Source organism: Mycobacterium sp. UM_11 (genome assembly GCF_001414075.1).
Lineage (GTDB): Bacteria > Actinomycetota > Actinomycetes > Mycobacteriales > Mycobacteriaceae > Mycobacterium.
On record NZ_LATC01000066.1, the window covers coordinates 1 to 16328 of the forward strand.

8 protein-coding genes and 1 pseudogene are annotated in these 16328 nt (G+C 68.5%); 6 read left to right on the top strand and 3 right to left on the bottom strand.

Annotation, left to right across the window (positions count from 1 at the left end):
* Positions 1 to 23: 23 nt before the first annotated feature.
* From WU80_RS16670 to WU80_RS16695, 6 genes and pseudogenes are all read left to right on the top strand, one after another.
* A pseudogene (locus WU80_RS16670) lies at positions 24 to 1079 on the top strand (arabinosyltransferase C-terminal domain-containing protein); the annotation flags it as partial.
* A complete protein-coding gene (locus WU80_RS16675; protein WP_055403899.1) occupies positions 1076 to 4279 on the top strand; it encodes an arabinosyltransferase domain-containing protein in 3204 nt (1067 codons plus the stop codon). The pseudogene WU80_RS16670 and the gene WU80_RS16675, both read left to right, overlap by 4 nt.
* Positions 4280 to 4435: 156 nt before the next feature.
* Positions 4436 to 4942 (top strand): hypothetical protein, encoded by a 507-nt coding sequence (locus WU80_RS16680; RefSeq protein WP_055403900.1) that lies wholly within the window; start codon positions 4436 to 4438, stop codon positions 4940 to 4942.
* A 105-nt stretch (positions 4943 to 5047) separates the two neighbouring features.
* Complete coding sequence (locus WU80_RS16685; RefSeq protein ID WP_055403901.1) at positions 5048 to 5515, top strand: hypothetical protein; 468 nt, start codon at positions 5048 to 5050, stop codon at positions 5513 to 5515.
* Entirely contained in the window at positions 5512 to 5949 is a 438-nt protein-coding gene (locus WU80_RS16690) for an FHA domain-containing protein (protein WP_055403902.1), read from the top strand. The genes WU80_RS16685 and WU80_RS16690 overlap by 4 nt, the downstream gene beginning before the upstream one ends.
* A 10-nt stretch (positions 5950 to 5959) precedes the next feature.
* Positions 5960 to 7732: an acyl-CoA dehydrogenase family protein gene (locus WU80_RS16695; protein ID WP_055403903.1), complete on the top strand. Its 1773-nt coding sequence runs from the start codon at positions 5960 to 5962 to the stop codon at positions 7730 to 7732.
* Positions 7733 to 7955: 223 nt separating this feature from the next.
* Here WU80_RS16695 and WU80_RS16700 read toward each other — a convergent pair whose 3' ends face one another.
* From WU80_RS16700 to pks13, 3 genes are all read right to left on the bottom strand, one after another.
* Positions 7956 to 9326, bottom strand: a complete 1371-nt coding sequence (locus WU80_RS16700; RefSeq protein WP_082459898.1) for a tetratricopeptide repeat protein — start codon at positions 9324 to 9326, stop codon at positions 7956 to 7958.
* A 39-nt stretch (positions 9327 to 9365) separates the two neighbouring features.
* A complete protein-coding gene (locus tag WU80_RS16705) occupies positions 9366 to 10859 on the bottom strand; it encodes an acyl-CoA carboxylase subunit beta (RefSeq protein ID WP_231633838.1) in 1494 nt (497 codons plus the stop codon).
* 77 nt (positions 10860 to 10936) lie between these two features.
* Positions 10937 to 16261 (bottom strand): polyketide synthase Pks13, encoded by a 5325-nt coding sequence (gene pks13 / locus WU80_RS16710; protein ID WP_055405792.1) that lies wholly within the window; start codon positions 16259 to 16261, stop codon positions 10937 to 10939.
* Positions 16262 to 16328 lie beyond the last annotated feature (67 nt).

Consider the following 16328-nt stretch of genomic DNA (forward strand, 5'->3'; position numbering starts at 1 on the left):
TCGGCAGCGTCAGATGTGTATAAGAGACAGATGCGGGCATGCTGCAGCCGGCGCCCGGGCAGACCTTCGGCCCGGACGGACCGCTCGGCGGCAGCAACCCGGTCGGCTTCAAGCCCGACGGCGTCGGCGACGACCTGAGGTCGTACCCGGTGGTCACCAAGCCGGGTGTGGTGAATTCCACCGGGTCACCCAACAAGCCCAATGCCACCATGAGCGACTCGGCCGGCACCGCCGGCGGTAAAGGCCCGGTCGGGATCAACGGCTCGCACGCGGCGCTGCCGTTCGGCCTGGACCCGGCCCGCACCCCGGTGATGGGCAGCTACGGCGAGAACTCGCTGGCCGCCACCGCGACGTCGGCGTGGTACCAGCTGCCGCCGCGTAGCCCGGACCGGCCGATCGTGGTGGTGACGGCGGCCGGCGCCATCTGGTCGTACAAGGAGGACGGCACCTTCACCTACGGGCAGCAGCTAAAACTCCAGTGGGGCGTCGCGCGTCCCGACGGCACCACGCAGCCGCTGGCAGAGGTGTATCCGATCGACATCGGGCCGGAGCCGGCGTGGCGCAACCTGCGGTTCCCGCTGACCTGGGCACCGCCCGAGGCGAACGTGGCGCGCATCGTCGCCTACGACCCGAACCTGAGCTCGGATCAGTGGTTCGCCGTCACGCCGCCGCGGGTCCCGGTGCTGGAGACTTTGCAGCAGTTGATCGGGTCGCGCACCCCGGTGCTGATGGACATCGCGACCGCCGCGAACTTCCCATGCCAGCACCCGTTCACCGAACACCTTGGCGTTGCCGAACTTCCGGACTACCGGATCCTGCCCGATCACAAGCAGACGGCGGCCTCGTCGAACGGGTGGCAGGCCGGCGAGGACGGGGGCCCGTTCCTGGTCACCCAGGCGATGCTGCGCACCTCCACAGTCTCGACGTATCTGCGCGGCGACTGGCATCGCGACTGGGGATCGGTGGAGCAGTACTTCCGGTTAGTGCCGGCTGACCAGGCGCCGGATGCCGTTATCGAACAGGGTGTGATGACTGTGCACGGCTGGAGCCGGCAGGGACCGATTCGGGCACTGCCATGAGCGCGACGACGGCGGCCGGCAAGGACGTGCGGACGACGCGCTGGGTGGCGACCATCGCCGGCTTGCTCGGGTTCGTGCTCTCGATGGCGACCCCGCTGCTACCCGTCGTGCAGACCACCGCCACATTGAACTGGCCACAGAACGGCCAACTGAATAGCGTTACGGCGCCGCTGATTTCGCTGACCCCGGTCGACATCACGGCGACCGTGCCATGCTCAGCCGTGCGCGCCCTGCCGGCTGAGGGCGGGGTCGTGCTGAGCACGGCGCCCAAGAAGGGCAAGGACGCCGCGCTGAACGCCCTGTTCGTCGTCGTCAACGGCAAGCGTGTGGACGTCACCGACCGCAATGTGGTGATCGCCAGCGCGCCGCGGGACCGGGTGGAGTCCCCGCAATGTCAGCGCATCGAGATCACCTCGACGAAGGCCGGCGCGTTCGCCACCTTCGTCGGGCTCAATGATCCGGCGGGCAAACCGATTAGCGGTGGTTTCGCCGACCCGAACCTGCGGCCGCAGATCGTGGGGGTGTTCACCGACCTCACCGGCCCCGCGCCGCCCGGCCTGAAGTTGTCGGCGACCATCGACACCCGGTTCTCCACCACACCGACGACGCTGAAGCTGGCCGCGATGGTGCTGGCGATCCTGTCCACGATCGTCGCGCTGGTCGCGCTGTGGCGCCTCGACCAACTGGACGGCCACCGGATGCGCCGGCTCATCCCCGCGAACTGGCGCACGTTCACCCTGGCCGACGTCGCGGTGATCTTCGGGTTCCTGCTGTGGCACGTGATCGGGGCGAACTCGTCGGACGACGGCTACATCCTGGGCATGGCCCGGGTGGCCGATCACGCCGGCTACATGTCGAATTACTTCCGCTGGTTCGGCAGCCCCGAGGACCCGTTCGGCTGGTATTACAACCTGCTGGCGCTGATGACCCACGTCAGCGACGCCAGCCTGTGGATGCGGTTGCCGGACTTGATCGCCGGCATCGTGTGCTGGTTGCTGCTCTCCCGTGAGGTGCTGCCCCGGCTGGGGCCCGCGGTCGCGGCCAGCAGGCCGGCGAACTGGGCGGCGGGCATGGTGCTGCTCACCGCGTGGATGCCGTTCGACAACGGCCTGCGCCCCGAGCCGATCATCGCCGTCGGCTCGCTGATCACCTACGTGCTGATCGAGCGCTCCATGCGCTACAGCCGGCTGACGCCCGCCGCGCTGGCGGTCATCACCGCGGCGTTCACCCTGGGCGTCCAGCCCACCGGACTGATCGCGGTGGCCGCGCTGGTCGCCGGTGGCCGTCCGATCCTGCGCATCCTGGTCCGGCGGCACCGGCTGGTCGGCACCCTGCCGCTGGTGGCGCCCATGCTGGCCGCGGGCACGGTCATCCTGACGGTGGTGTTCGCCGATCAGACGCTGTCGACGGTGTTGGAAGCCACCAGGATTCGGACCGCGATCGGGCCCAGTCAGGCCTGGTACACCGAGAACCTGCGCTACTACTACCTGATACTGCCCACCGTCGACGGCTCGCTGTCGCGCCGCTTCGGCTTCCTGATCACCGCGCTGTGCCTCTTTACGGCCGTGTTCATCATGTTGCGGCGCAAGCGAATTCCCGGAGTCGCCCGCGGCCCGGCGTGGCGGTTGATGGGTGTCATCTTCGGCACCATGTTCTTCCTGATGTTCACGCCGACCAAGTGGGTGCACCACTTCGGGCTGTTCGCGGCGGTGGGCGCCGCGATGGCCGCACTGACGACGGTGCTGGTGTCGCCCAAGGTGCTGCGCTGGTCGCGCAACCGCATGGCGTTCCTGGCGGCGGTGCTGTTCGTGTTGGCGTTGTGCTTCGCCACCACCAACGGATGGTGGTACGTCTCCAGTTACGGCGTGCCGTTCAACAACAGCATGCCGAAAATCGGCGGAATCACCATCAGCGGAGTCTTTTTCGCGCTCTTCGTGATCGCCGCGGTGTACGCAGCCTGGTTGCACTTCGCGGGCCCCAGCCATGGCGAGGGGCGGCTGGCCCGGGCGCTGACGGCCGCGCCCGTCCCGCTGGCGGCCGGCTTCATGGCGCTGGTGTTCATCGCGTCTATGACGGCCGGGATCGTGCGCCAATACCCCACCTATTCCAACGCCTGGGACAACCTGCGGGAGTTCAGCGGGGGTTGCGGGCTGGCCGACGACGTGCTCGTCGAGCCCGACAGCAACGCCGGCTTCATGACGCCGCTACCGGGAGACTACGGACCGCTGGGCCCGCTGGGCGGAGTCAACCCGACCGGGTTCACCCCCAACGGCGTGCCGGACCGCACCCTGGCCGAGTCGGTCAAGGAAACCTCGGTGCCGCAGCCCGGCACCGACTACGACTGGGACGCGCCGCTCAAGCTGACCACCCCGGGCGTCAACGGGTCGACGGTGCCGCTGCCGTACGGCCTCAACCCCGAGCGGGTTCCGGTGGCCGGCAGCTACACGACCGGGCCGCAACAACAGAGCAGGCTCACCTCCGCGTGGTACCAGCTACCGAAGGCGGACGCCGGGCATCCCCTGGTGGCGGTGACCGCCGCGGGCACGATCACCGGCAACAGCGTGCTGCACCACCACACCACCGGGCAGACCGTCGTGCTGGAGTACGGCAAGCCGGGGCCCGGCGGCGACGTGCTGCCGGCCGGGCGCATCGTGCCCTACGACCTCTACGGCGAACAGCCCAAGGTGTGGCGCAACCTGCGCTTCCCGCGCGCCCAGATACCCGCCGACGCGGTCGCGGTGCGCGTGGTCGCCGAGGACCTGTCCCTGACGCCGGACGACTGGGTCGCGCTGACCCCGCCCCGCGTGCCGGAAGTGCGCTCCCTGCAGGAGTACATCGGTTCGACGCAGCCCGTGTTGATGGACTGGGCGGTCGGGTTGGCGTTCCCGTGCCAGCAGCCGATGCTGCACGTCAACGGAGTCACCGAGATTCCGAAATTCCGGATCACCCCGGACTACAACGCCAAGAAGCAGGACACCGACACCTGGCAGGACGGCGTCAACGGTGGTCTCCTGGGCATCACCGACCTGCTGTTGCGGGCGCACGTGATGTCCACCTATCTGTCCCGCGACTGGGGCCGGGACTGGGGGTCGCTGCGCAAGTTCGACACCATCGCCGACGCGCAGCCCGCCCAGCTCGATCTCGGCACCGCGACCCGCAGCGGCTGGTGGTCGCCGGGCCCAATCCGGATTAAGCCGTGACGATTAATAAAGGCTTTCGCCGTAATTCGGCAGCCGCCAAATAACCGCATAAATTAACGATTGAGTAATTGCCGAGGAAAGGTTTAATTCTGCCAAAGGCGGGCTAATACCTATTGCGCTGTGATCGAGTTCACACGGGACCCAATAGGTGGCATTATGCGCGCGCTGACACGCGTCGGAACATGTGCGGCGGCGATCACCGTGGTGATCACCCCGGCGGCGACGTTCGAAATCACCACGGCCGGCGCCGAGGGCGCCACCACGGTCGTCATGGACAACTACTTGCGGCGCTGCGATTTCAGCCGCGTGGCCGAGGCCCCCAAGGTGCCGAGCCCGATGCTCGGCACCGGTTCGGCGCTGATCCATACCTCCGGCTCACGAGCGGTCGCCGAGGTGCACCTGTACGACGAACCCGAGCCGGGCACCCACTTCGACGTCGGACTCATCCAAATGCCGCGGCCGTCGTCGAGCACCTGCGGACCGGGTGATCCCGGCACCGCCTTCGCCGGGATGGACACCGACGGGGCGGGCAATGGAACGGCGGTCGTGCAAGACACCATTCGGCCCGGCACCACGGGCGTGTGGGTGATTATCGAGCGGGCCAACGGAAACTCGCAGAATCCGGCGGAGTTTTACACCTCCGAGTTCGTCGCGCCCGTCTAACTCCCGCCCCGGCAGCCAGTGCCTTAAGTCCCTATCTCGACGCCGCGGTCGAGTGCTCCGATAAAGGGGTCGCCGAATGACCGGAGTCGGATGAGAGGCACGGCAATGAACGCTCCACAACAGCCCACGACCCCGACACGCTTTTTGTGCCGCGTGCTCGGCCCCTTCCTCGTCGTCGTCGACGTGACGGCGGTGGCCCGCGCCTCCGACATGCAGTCGCTGCTGTCGCAGTTCGAGGCGAACTCGATGTGGACGTTTGTGACCGGCGCCTTCATCCTGCTGCTCGGCCTCACTATCGTTGCCGCGCACCAGAACTGGCGGGGGGCCGCGGCGATCATCGTTTCGCTGCTCGGCTGGCTGATCGTCCTGCGCGGGGTGCTGCTGGTCGCCTTTCCCAAATTCTTCGCCTCGGTGGCCAACGACATGGTCGGCGCGCAAGGCTGGTGGATCGCGCTCTGCGTCGTCTTCGCCTTGGTCGGCCTGTACCTGACCTACGTCGGCTGGGCACCGGCACCGAAACGGCCGACAACTCAAGGGGCGGCGGTCAACCCGGATCTGCCGCGAGCCGCGTGAGCGACCCGGGGCCGCCACCGCACCGGCCAACCGAACGCGCGGGCGACGACGAACTCACCGGTGACATCGGCACCGCGGTACCCGCCGAGTTCGACGCCCCGGAAACCGCCGCGGAGGACGACAGGCCCACCCTGAGCCCGGGCACGGCGCTGCTCATCGTCAAGCGCGGGCCCAACACCGGCTCACGGTTCACCCTGACCCAACCCGTCATGTCCGCGGGCCGGCATCCGGAAAGCGACATCTACCTCGACGACATCACCGTCAGCCGCCGGCACGCCGAATTCCACAGCGCGGGTGGGCAATTCCGTATCATCGACGTGGGCAGCATGAATCACACCTATCTCAACCGGGAGCCCGTCGACGAGGCGGTGCTGGCCGACGGCGACGAAATCCAGATCGGCCGGGTGCGTCTGGTCTTCCTCACCAACGCGTAGCGTTTGTCCCATGAGCGACTACGCCGTAGAGGCGGTGGACAGGCTGCCGTTCTCCACCGAGGAAAAAGCCCAGCGCTACCGGACCGAGAACTACCGCGGGGCCGTCGGTCTCAACTGGTACCTCACCGACCCCACCCTGCAATTCACCATGGCGTACTACCTGCAGCCCGAGGAACTCGCGGTCGTGGAGCCGCACCTGGTGCGCATGGGCGAGCTGATGGGCGGCCCGGTCGCGCGATGGGCGGAAGAGACCGACCACAACCCGCCGCGGCTGGAGCGCTACGACCGGTGGGGACACGACATCAGCCAGGTCGTCATGCCGGCGTCCTTCACCCAGTCCAAGCGCGCGGTCCTGGACGCCCAGCAGGCCCTGCGCGACGACGCGCGCGCCGCCAAGGTGAGCTCGGGCCTGAGCCTGTTCGCGTCCAACTATCTGCTCAACCAGGCGGACATCGGGATGGGGTGCGCGCTGGGCACCGGCGGCGGCATGGTCTCCTCGCTGGTGGCCGCCTACGCGCCGCCCGACGTGCGGGAGCACGTGCTGGCCAGGTTCGCCTCGGGCGAGTGGGCGGGCGAGACCGCGCAGCTGCTGACCGAGCGCACCGGCGGCTCGGACCTGGGCGCGCTGGAGACGACCGCCAAGCGCGCCGGCGACGCGTGGATCCTGAACGGCTTTAAGTGGTTTGCGTCCAACTGCGCCGGCGAGGCGTTCGTCGTGCTGGCCAAGCCGGAGGGCGCCCCCGACTCGACGCGCGGCGTGGCCAACTTCCTGGTGCTGCGCACCCGCCGCGACGGGTCGCGCAACGGGGTGCGGGTGCGCCGCCTGAAGGACAAGCTCGGCACCCGCTCGGTGGCCTCCGGCGAGGTGGAATTCGTTGACGCCGAGGCGTTTCTGCTGTCCGGCGAGCCCACCGGTGAGGCGGGCCCGTCCGACGGCAAGGGGCTGGGTCGCATGATGGAGCTGACCAACGCCGCGCGCCTGGGCATCGCGCTGTTCGGCCTCGGCAACGCACGCCGAGCCTTGGTCGAGTCGCTGTGTTACGCCCGGCGGCGGCACGCGTTCGGCGGCGCGCTCATCGACAAGCCGCTGATGCGGCGCAAGCTCGCCGAGCTGATCGTCGACGTCGAAGCCGCGCAGGCCATGGTTTTCGACGGCACCGGGGCCGCCAACCATCGCCAGCCCCGCGGCATGCGGCAGCGCATCGCGGTGCCGGTCACCAAGCTGAAAGTGTGCCGGCTCGGAATCACCGCGGCATCCGACGCCATCGAAATCCACGGCGGCAACGGCTATATCGAGACCTGGCCGGTGGCCCGGCTGCTGCGCGACGCGCAGGTGAACACCATCTGGGAGGGGCCCGACAACATCCTGTGCCTGGACGTGCGGCGCGGCATCGAGCAGACCCGCGCGCACGAGGCCCTGTTGGCGCGGCTGCGCGACGCGGTGTCGGTCTCCGACGACGACGACACCACCCGGCTGGTCGCCGGGCGCATCGAGGACCTGGACGCGGCGATCACGGCGTGGTCCAAACTGGACCACGACATGGCCGAGGCGCGGCTGTTCCCGTTGGCCCAATTCATGGGCGACGTGTACGCGGGGGCGCTGCTCACCGAGCAGGCCGCCTGGGAGCGCGCCACCCGTGGGGGTGAGCGCAAGGCGCTGGTGGCCCGCCTCTATGCGCAGCGGTACCTCGCGGATCGGGGGGCGCTGCGCGGCATCGACGCCGACTCCGACGAGGCGCTGGAGCGGTTCGACGAACTCGTCTCCGGCGCGTTCACGGGCTAGCGATCACTGGCCGCCGATCGTGTCGTGCGACAAACATCACCCGATCCACGGATTTGATATCGCACGCGATATCAAGTTTCACGGTCGGCGTATGGTCGGAGAGACGCTGCCAGTGTGACGAATGATGTTGCGCGGCAGCCGATCTAGACGAATCGGCCCGTGCTTTCGTGCCGTGCGGAACCACAACCGATTTCGGGATCGTGGTGGAACACCAGGAACCTCTTCAGACCATCGCGCTGCCATCCCAGAACAGGGGCAGACCGCTCCAGGTGCGGTTGTCGATGAAGTGCAGCATTGTTCGCGATGCCTGCGTGAGTTCGTGGTCGTCTCCCAGCAGCCGCGCGCAATCGTCGATCAACCGCCGGGTCCGCTCGCCGGCCGCCTCGAATTCGTGCCCCTCCCAAAACCGCCAGGCCAGGAAATACCGCCACAGCAGGGTCTGGTAGGCGTCATTGCCCGCGGTTCGGGCGCTTCGGGACAGCGCTTTCTTCGCTGCCACAATGTTGTCCATCAACTCGGCGCGCTCGGAGCGCTGCTCGTCGGCATCCTCGGTCACCTTGTCGACCGTGTCTTCGTCGAGGTCTCCCGTGTCCAGCCAGCCCCGCCCCGCGGGCTGGTCGATGCCGCGCTCTTCCGATTCCATGTCGACGTACAAATGGAAGGCAAGATCGCGCACCTCGTCGAGGTCCTGCTCCCACTCGGCGCGCGCCGCTGTGCGTTGTTCGCGCGCAGCGACGCTCAGCGGATGGCCCTCGCCAAGGCCGCGGGCCAGGTCCTCGGCCAGTAGTTCCCACTCGGAGATGCAGTCCACTTCGGTACCCGCCGTTTTCGGCGCCCAAAGCGCACGCACGTAACGCGCCCGCAGGCTGGTTTCAGCGTCATGGCCGAGCGCGTTTTCGGCGGCCGTTATCAGTTCGTCGAGGCTTCTGCAAACGAAATCGGTGACGCCTGTGGCTTCCCCGAGCCACCCCAGCCGCGCCAATTGGGCAGCCAGCGTATCGGGATGCTGCCTTCCCAGGACCTGGCGGCGGTACATGACGACGGGCACCGCGTCCGAGCTGGCGCCGAAAGGGTCACCTAGATCGTAGCGGGCCTGCGCCGCCATGTAGGCCGCCGAAAGCGTCACCTCGTGCTCGACACCGAACGCGCGAGTTTCGGCACCGCACAACCGAACCCAGCGCACCAGCCGGCTTCCGGGATCCTCGTTCGGATACTCGACGTAGGCCACGACATGACTTGCGCGGAGCGTGTCGGGGTGCTCAGCGCCCAGCACGCGAGCCATGGTCGGAACCAGTTCGCGCAGTTGGTCGACCGCACCGACGTCAGCGAGGAGGAAACGCCACCGCGCCACTGCGCCGGCCACCACGAGCGTCTCCGGGTGTTCTGGTCCGAGCACATCGCGACGCATATCGAGTACTGCACCGGCGTCACGGACAGCACCCTCAGTGTCGCCGGCGGTCTGGCGCGCCTCGGCGAGCGCCAGCAGCGCGGCGACAGTCGATTCGTGTTGCGGACCCAGCGTGGCTTGCACCGACTGCCACTTCTGTACTGCTGCCGTGACCGGATCAACCTCGGCCTCTTGGTTTTCCGACATGCAGATCCCCTTGCCTGCCAGGCCGGTTCAACCGGAACGCTAGACCGGGATCAGCCCGTGCTTGCGCGCGGTGCGGAACCACAACTGCTTGTCCCGCAACAGCTTCAGCGACTTGCGCAGCAACAGCCGGGTCTCGTGTGGGTCTATCACGGCGTCGATGAAGCCGCGTTCGGCGGCGGTCCACGGGATGGCCATGTTGAGGTTGTAGCCCTCGATGAAGTCCTTTTTGATCTGCTGCGCCTCGGGCGTCGTCGGGTCGGGGAACCGCTTCATCAGCAGCTGCGCGGCCCCCTCGGCGCCGATCACCGCGATGCGCGCGGTGGGCCACGCGAAGTTGAAGTCGGCGGTCAGCTGGCGGGATCCCATCACGGCGTAGGCGCCGCCGTAGGACTTGCGCACGGTGATCGTCACCTTCGGCACGTCGGCCTCGACCACGGAGTACAGGAAACGGCCGCCGCGCTTGATGATTCCGCGCTTCTCCTCTTCGGCGCCCGGCAGGAAGCCCGGGGTGTCCACCACGAAGACCAGCGGGATGTTGAACGAGTCGCAGAACCGGATGAACCGCGCCGCCTTATCGGAGGCCTCGTTGTCGATCGCCCCCGACATGTGCATGGGCTGATTGGCGATCACCCCCACGGGGTGCCCGTCGACGCGCGCGTATCCGGTGATGATGGCCGGCCCGTGCTGCGCGGCGACGTCGAGGAAGTCGCCGTCGTCGAAGATGCGCAGCAGGATTTCGTGCATGTCGTAGGCCGCGTTGTCGGAGTCCGGCACGATCGCGTCGAGCTCCAGGTCGGTCGGGGTGATCTCCGGCTCCAGGCCGGGGTTGACGATCGGCGGCTTGCCGAAGGTGCTCGACGGCAGGAACGAGAGGAAGTCGCGCACGTACTGGAACGCCTCGGCCTCGGAGTTCACCACCTGGTGGATGTTGCCGTAGCGGGCCTGCGCGTCGGAGCCGCCCAGCTCGTCGAGGGTGACCTCCTCGCCGGTGACCTCGCGGATGACGTCCGGGCCCGTGACGAAGAAGTAGCCCTGGTCTCGCACCGAGACGAGCAGGTCGTCCTGGATGGGCGAATACACCGCTCCCCCGGCGCATTTGCCGAAGATGAGGGAGATCTGCGGCACCAGACCCGACAGCGCCTCGTGCCGGCGGCCCAACTCGGCGTACCACGCCAGCGAGGTGACCGCGTCCTGGATCCGGGCCCCGCCGGAGTCCTGGATGCCGATGATCGGGCAGGCGACCATCGCGCACCACTCCATCAGCCGGGCGACCTTGCGGCCGAACATCTCGCCGACCGTGCCCTGGAAGACGGTCTGATCGTGGGAGAACACCCCGACCGGCCGGCCGTCGATCATGGCGTGCCCGGTGACGCACCCGTCGCCGTAGAGCGCGTTCGGGTCGTTCGGCGTCTTGGCCAACGCCCCGACTTCCATGAACGTGCCCGGGTCGACCAGCGCGTGGATGCGGGCGCGGGCGCTGGGGATGCCCTTCTTCTCGCGCTTGGCCGCGGCCTTCTCGCCGCCGGGCTCCATGGCCCGCTCCAGACGAACGTGTAGCTCGGCCAGCTTTTCGGCTGTCGTGTGAGCGCGAGAAGGTTCCGCACCGGTCACTACTTGCCCACCTCACTCGTCCGGCGGCGCCCCGCCTCGATGTTGTCCAACGCCTCGGTCAGGTGTGCACCCACCTTGGCGATGATCGGCTCGTCGATGGCCTGGATGTGCTCGCCACCGATCGGCACCACCTCGAGGTCGGCCACGTACTCGCCCCAGCCGCCGTCCGGCTGGCGGATGGCGTACCGAGGCTCGAACTCGATGACGTCGTCATGGTAGCGATCGGCCATGTAGAGCGTGACGTGGCCGTCGTAGGGCTCGATCTGGACCGTCTCGAGCGCCCGGTTGTCCAGGTAGGAGGTGCGCTGGTGCTCGATGATCCCGCCGGGCACCTGCACGCCGCTCTGCTGGACGATCTCCAGCACGAACTTCACCTGGCCTTCGTCGTCGAGCTCCTCGAGATGCTCGTACGGGATCGCGGGGATCTCGACGTTGAAGGTGCGCTCGGCGAACCGCGCGTAGCGGTCCCAGCGCTTGCGGGTCTCTTCCTTGGTCTGCGGGATCTCCTCGCCGGCCCGGACGGTGTCGATCATGCCGACGAACGCGACGTTCGCGCCCATCCGCTTGAGCCCGATCGCGCAGGCGTAGGCCAAGGCACCACCGAGTGACCAGCCGACCAGGACGAACGGCTTGTCCCCGTTCAGCTCCAGCAGCTTGGGCACGTACTGGGCGGCCCGTTCCTGCACGGTGCCTTCGACGCGCTCCAGGCCGTACATCGGGGTGTCCGCCGGCAGCCGGTTGAGCAGCGGCTCGTACACCACCGTCGAACCGCCGGCCGGGTGGAACACGAAAACCGGTACCTGCGAATCGTTTTGCGGCGCCCGGATGGTGCGGACGAAGCCGTCGATCACGCCGGCCTCCAGGTAGTCCCGCACCTTCTCGGCCAGCGCCTCGATGGTCTGCGACGCCAGCACGTCCTCGGCGGTGATCGTCCCCTCGGCGCGCTCGGAGAGGCGCTGGGCCATCTTGGCGGCCTGCTCGTCGCTGAGCTTGGGCAGCGGGTTGAAGATGCCGCCCGGCGACTTGCCTGTGACGATCGCCCACGTCGCAAAGGTGACCCGCTCGGCGGCGTCGCGTGGTGGCACGTCCGAGTTGAGCGCCTTGGCGACCGCCTCCTGGTTGAGCGCCTGGGCGGCGCCGGCCAGGTTGGGCTGCTTGCCGTTCGGGGTCGGGCCCGACGGGTCCGTCGGCGGCGGGGGGATCGGCATATCCGACGCCGGGGGTGGCGGCGCGGCCTGTGTTTCGGGCTCGGCCTGCGGGTCGGGCGCGGGCGCCGCCACGGTGGCCGGCGTCGCCCCACTCAACAGCTGCGCCTGCTCCTTGGCGATCTCCTCGGGCGTCAGCGTCTGCTGGTGCTCGTGCAGCTGCTCGACCTCGTCGCGGTGCTCGACCGCGTACTCGATCAGCTTCTCCACGGCGTAGAGGTTCGCGTCGCGCACCGCCGTCAGCTGGATCGGCGGCAGGTCGAAGTCGTACTCGACGCGGTTCTTGATGCGTACGGCCATCAGCGAGTCCAGGCCCAGCTCGATCAGCGGCACCTCCCACGGCAGGTCCTCGGGCTCGTAACCCATGGCCGCGCCGACGATCGTGCCGAGGCGGTCCGCGATGGTCTCCCCGGAGTCCGGCGACCACTTGCCCATGTCCGCCGAGAAGTACCGGTTGGTCAGGCTGTCGGTCAGGGTCTCGGCCTCCGGCTCGTCCCCGCTCGCCTCCGGCTCGGCCACCGCCCCGTTGGTCGGCGCCTCGATGACCGCGCCGGCGCCGACGGCGGCGGGCAGGGCGACGCCTTGTTGCCCGGATCGCGCCACCAGCGCGTCGTAGACCAGCGTGAAGGACTCGTCGATGCGCGCGTGCACCTGGACCGACGCGCCGCCGGGGTGGCGGGTCAGCGTCGTCACCAGCCGGGCGCCCTCGCCCGGCACCGCACGCTGCTCGGCGGCGGCCAGCTGAGCGTCCGGAAGGACCGCTGCCGCAGCGGTTTTCACCAATGCCGCCAGGTCGGTCGCGCCGCGTGGCTTGTACTCCCACACGTGCCGGCCGTCCGGCAGCGCGACGTGGTTGCCGGGCATCATCACCGACGCGTCGCCGGAGAAGTGGGCGTCGAGCCAGTGTTCCTTGCGCTTGAAACGAGTCGGTGGGATGTTCGCGTAATCGGCCGGTCCGGTGGCTCGGCTGAACAGCGTCCAGATGTCGAGGTCGTGGCCGTGCACGTAGAGCTGGGCCATGGCCGAGATCATCGACTCGACGTCGTCCTGCTTTTTGGCGAGCGTCGGAATCAATTGGGCGTCATGAAGACCCGCGGCCGCGGTGGTCAGGCCGATCTGCATCAGCGCCACCGGGTTGGGCGCGAGCTCCAGGAAGGTGGTGTGGCCGCTGTCGACGGCGTTGCGAACACCGTGGGTGAAGTAAACCGAGTGACGCATTCCCTTGACCCAGTACGCGACATCGTGGATCGGCTCGCCGCCGGGCTTGATGTAGCTGCCCTCGTGCACGGTCGAGAAGATTCCGACGCTCGGGCTCATCGGCTCGATGCCCTGCAGCTCGGCGGAGAATTCGCCGAGCAGCGGGTCCATCTGCGATGTGTGCCCGGCGCCCTTGGTCTGCAGCTTGCGGGCGAAGCGGCCCTCGGCCTCGCAGCGGGCGACGATCGCGTCGATCTGCTCGGGCGGGCCGCCGATGACGGTCTGACTGGGCGCGGCGTAGACGCACACCTCCAGGCCGGGGAAGTCGCCGAACACGTTTTTCAGCTCGTCGGCGGAGTACTCGACGAGCGCCATCAGCCGGATGTACTCGCCGAACAGCATCGCCTCGCCCTCGCCCATCAGGTGTGAACGCGAGGCGATGACGCGCGCCGCGTCCGCCAGGGACAGGCCGCCGGAGAAGTAGGCCGACGCGGGCTCGCCGAGCGACTGACCAATCACCGCAGCGGGTTTGGCGCCGTGGTGCTTGAGCAGCTCACCCAGCGCAATCTGGATCGCGAAGATCACGACGTTGGAAGTCTCGATGCCGTACTCGTGCGAGTCGTCGAGGATCAGTTCGAGCACCGAGTATCCGCGCTCGTCCTGAATCAGCGCGTCGACCTTCTCGATCCACTCGGCGAAGACCTCGTTGCGCAGGTACAGGTTCTTGCCCATCTTGCGGTGCTGCGCACCGAATCCGGCCATCGCCCACACCGGGCCGTTGGTCACCGGGCCGTCGACGCTGAACACGCCCGGCCGCTGCTTGCCCTCGGCGACCGCGCGCAGGCCCTTGATGGCCTCCTCGTGGTCATGGGCCAGCACCACCGCGCGCGAACGGCCGTGGTTGCGGCGCGACAGCGCCCGCCCGATGGACTCCAGTGAGGAGGCCTGGCCTTCGGGGCTTTCCATCCAGTCGGCCAGCTCGGCGGCGGCGGCCTTCTTGCGCGAGGTCAGGAAGGCCGACACGGCGAGCGGGATCAGCGGCTTGGTCGGCTCCTCGGCCTCCCGGGCCGCGAGCTCTTCCAGCGCAATCTCTTTGAGCCGCAACGCCTCCTCGGTGACGCCCGGAAGCTCATACTCTTCCTCGGGCGCCTCGGCGTCGGGGATGATGTTGCCGAAGTCGTCGAACCGTAGCGCGTGGCCTTCCATCGTTGGCGCGTCAGCGGTTTCAGAGGCTTTTTCGGCTTCGGCCTGCGGCTCGGGTTCCGGCGCCTCCTTTTCCACGACGTCGCGGGGCAGCACCTCGCGCACCACCAGGTGCGCGTTGGCCCCACCGAACCCGAAGCTGGACCCCCCGGCCAGCGCGTAGCCGCCGTAGCGCGGCCAATCGGTCGCGGTGTCAACGACTTTCAGGCGCATCCCGTCGAAGTCGATGTACGGGCTGGGGCCGGCGAAGTTGATCGACGGCGGCAGCTTGTCGTGCTGCAGCGCCAGCACCACCTTGGCCAGGCTCGCGGCACCCGCGGCCGACTCCAGGTGGCCCACATTGGTTTTCACCGCACCCAGCAGCGCCGGGCGGTCGGCCGGACGTCCGCGGCCGACGACGCGGCCCAGAGCCTCGGCCTCGATCGGGTCGCCCAGGACGGTCCCGGTGCCGTGCGCCTCGATGTAGTCGACGGTGCGCGGGTCGATGCCCGCGTCCTTGTAGGCCCGGCGCAGCACGTCGGCCTGCGCGTCCTGGTTGGGCGCGATCAGGCCGTTGGACCGGCCGTCGTGGTTGACCGCGCTGCCGGCGATCACGGCGAGAATCTGGTCGCCGTCGCGGCGGGCGTCGTCGACCCGCTTGAGCACCAGCATGCCGCCGCCCTCGGAGCGGGTGTAGCCGTCGGCGTCCGAAGAGAACGACTTGATCCGGCCGTCGGGCGACAGCACCTGGCCGATCTCGTCGAAACCGAGCGTCACCACCGGGGTGACCAACGCGTTGACGCCACCGGCGACGGCCACGTCGCACTCGCCGTTGCGCAGCGCCTGCACCGCCTGATGGGCGGCCACCAGCGAGCTCGAGCAGGCAGTGTCGACGGCGACCGACGGGCCGCGGAAGTCGTAGAAGTAGGACACCCGGTTGGCGATGATCGACGTCGCCGTGCCGGTGATCGCGTACGGGTGCGCGACGGTCGGGTCGGACACCGCCAGGAAGCTGTAGTCGTTGTTGGAGACGCCGACGTACACGCCGACCGATCCGCCGCGCAGGCTCGACGCCGGAATGCGGGCATGCTCGAGCGCCTCCCAGGTCAGCTCGAGGGCCATCCGCTGCTGCGGGTCGATGTTGTCGGCCTCGGTCTTGGCGACCGCGAAGAACTCGGAGTCGAAGCCCTTGATGTCCTTCAGGTAGCCGCCGCGGGTGCGGGCGTTGGCCAGCCGCTCGGCCAGCCGCGGCTCCTCGAGGAACTCAGACCAGCGGCCCTCGGGCAGGTCGGTGATGGCGTCGCGACCCTCCATCAGCGCCTGCCACGTCTCCTCGGGGGAGTTCATGTCGCCGGGGAGCCGGGTGGACAGGCCGACGATCGCGATGTCGACGCGTTCGGCCGGGCCGTTGCGCGTCCAGTCGGCGACGTCGTCACCGCTGGTGTCGATCTCGGGCTCGCCCTCGATGATGCGGGTGGCCAGCGACTCGATGGTCGGATGCTGGAAGGCCACCGCGACCGACAGGGTGACACCGGTCATGTCTTCGATGTCGGCGGCCATCGCCACGGCGTCGCGGGACGACAGGCCGAGCTCGACCATCGGCACCGACTCGTCGATGTCGTCCGGCGACTTCCCGACGGCCTTGCCCACCCAGTTGCGCAGCCACTCGCGCATCTCGGGGACCGTCATTTTGCGCCGCTCCTCCTCATCGCTCCGCTCTGCATCGTCGCCGGCGCGCATTTCGGTCTTCTTGGCGGGCAGATTCTCCTGCGGGTCCTGGGGATCGTCTAATTCAGCCATGGTTCCT

Excerpts from the sequence above, each read along its gene's own strand:
- WU80_RS16675 (WP_055403899.1), top strand. The coding sequence starts at position 1,076 with ATGAGCGCGACGACGGCGGCCGGCAAGGACGTGCGGACGACGCGCTGG.
- WU80_RS16680 (WP_055403900.1), top strand. The coding sequence starts at position 4,436 with ATGCGCGCGCTGACACGCGTCGGAACATGTGCGGCGGCGATCACCGTG.
- WU80_RS16685 (WP_055403901.1), top strand. The coding sequence starts at position 5,048 with ATGAACGCTCCACAACAGCCCACGACCCCGACACGCTTTTTGTGCCGC.
- WU80_RS16695 (WP_055403903.1), top strand. The coding sequence starts at position 5,960 with ATGAGCGACTACGCCGTAGAGGCGGTGGACAGGCTGCCGTTCTCCACC.
- WU80_RS16700 (WP_082459898.1), bottom strand. The coding sequence starts at position 9,326 with ATGTCGGAAAACCAAGAGGCCGAGGTTGATCCGGTCACGGCAGCAGTA.
- WU80_RS16705 (WP_231633838.1), bottom strand. The coding sequence starts at position 10,859 with ATGGAGCCCGGCGGCGAGAAGGCCGCGGCCAAGCGCGAGAAGAAGGGC.
- pks13 (WP_055405792.1), bottom strand. The coding sequence starts at position 16,261 with ATGCGCGCCGGCGACGATGCAGAGCGGAGCGATGAGGAGGAGCGGCGC.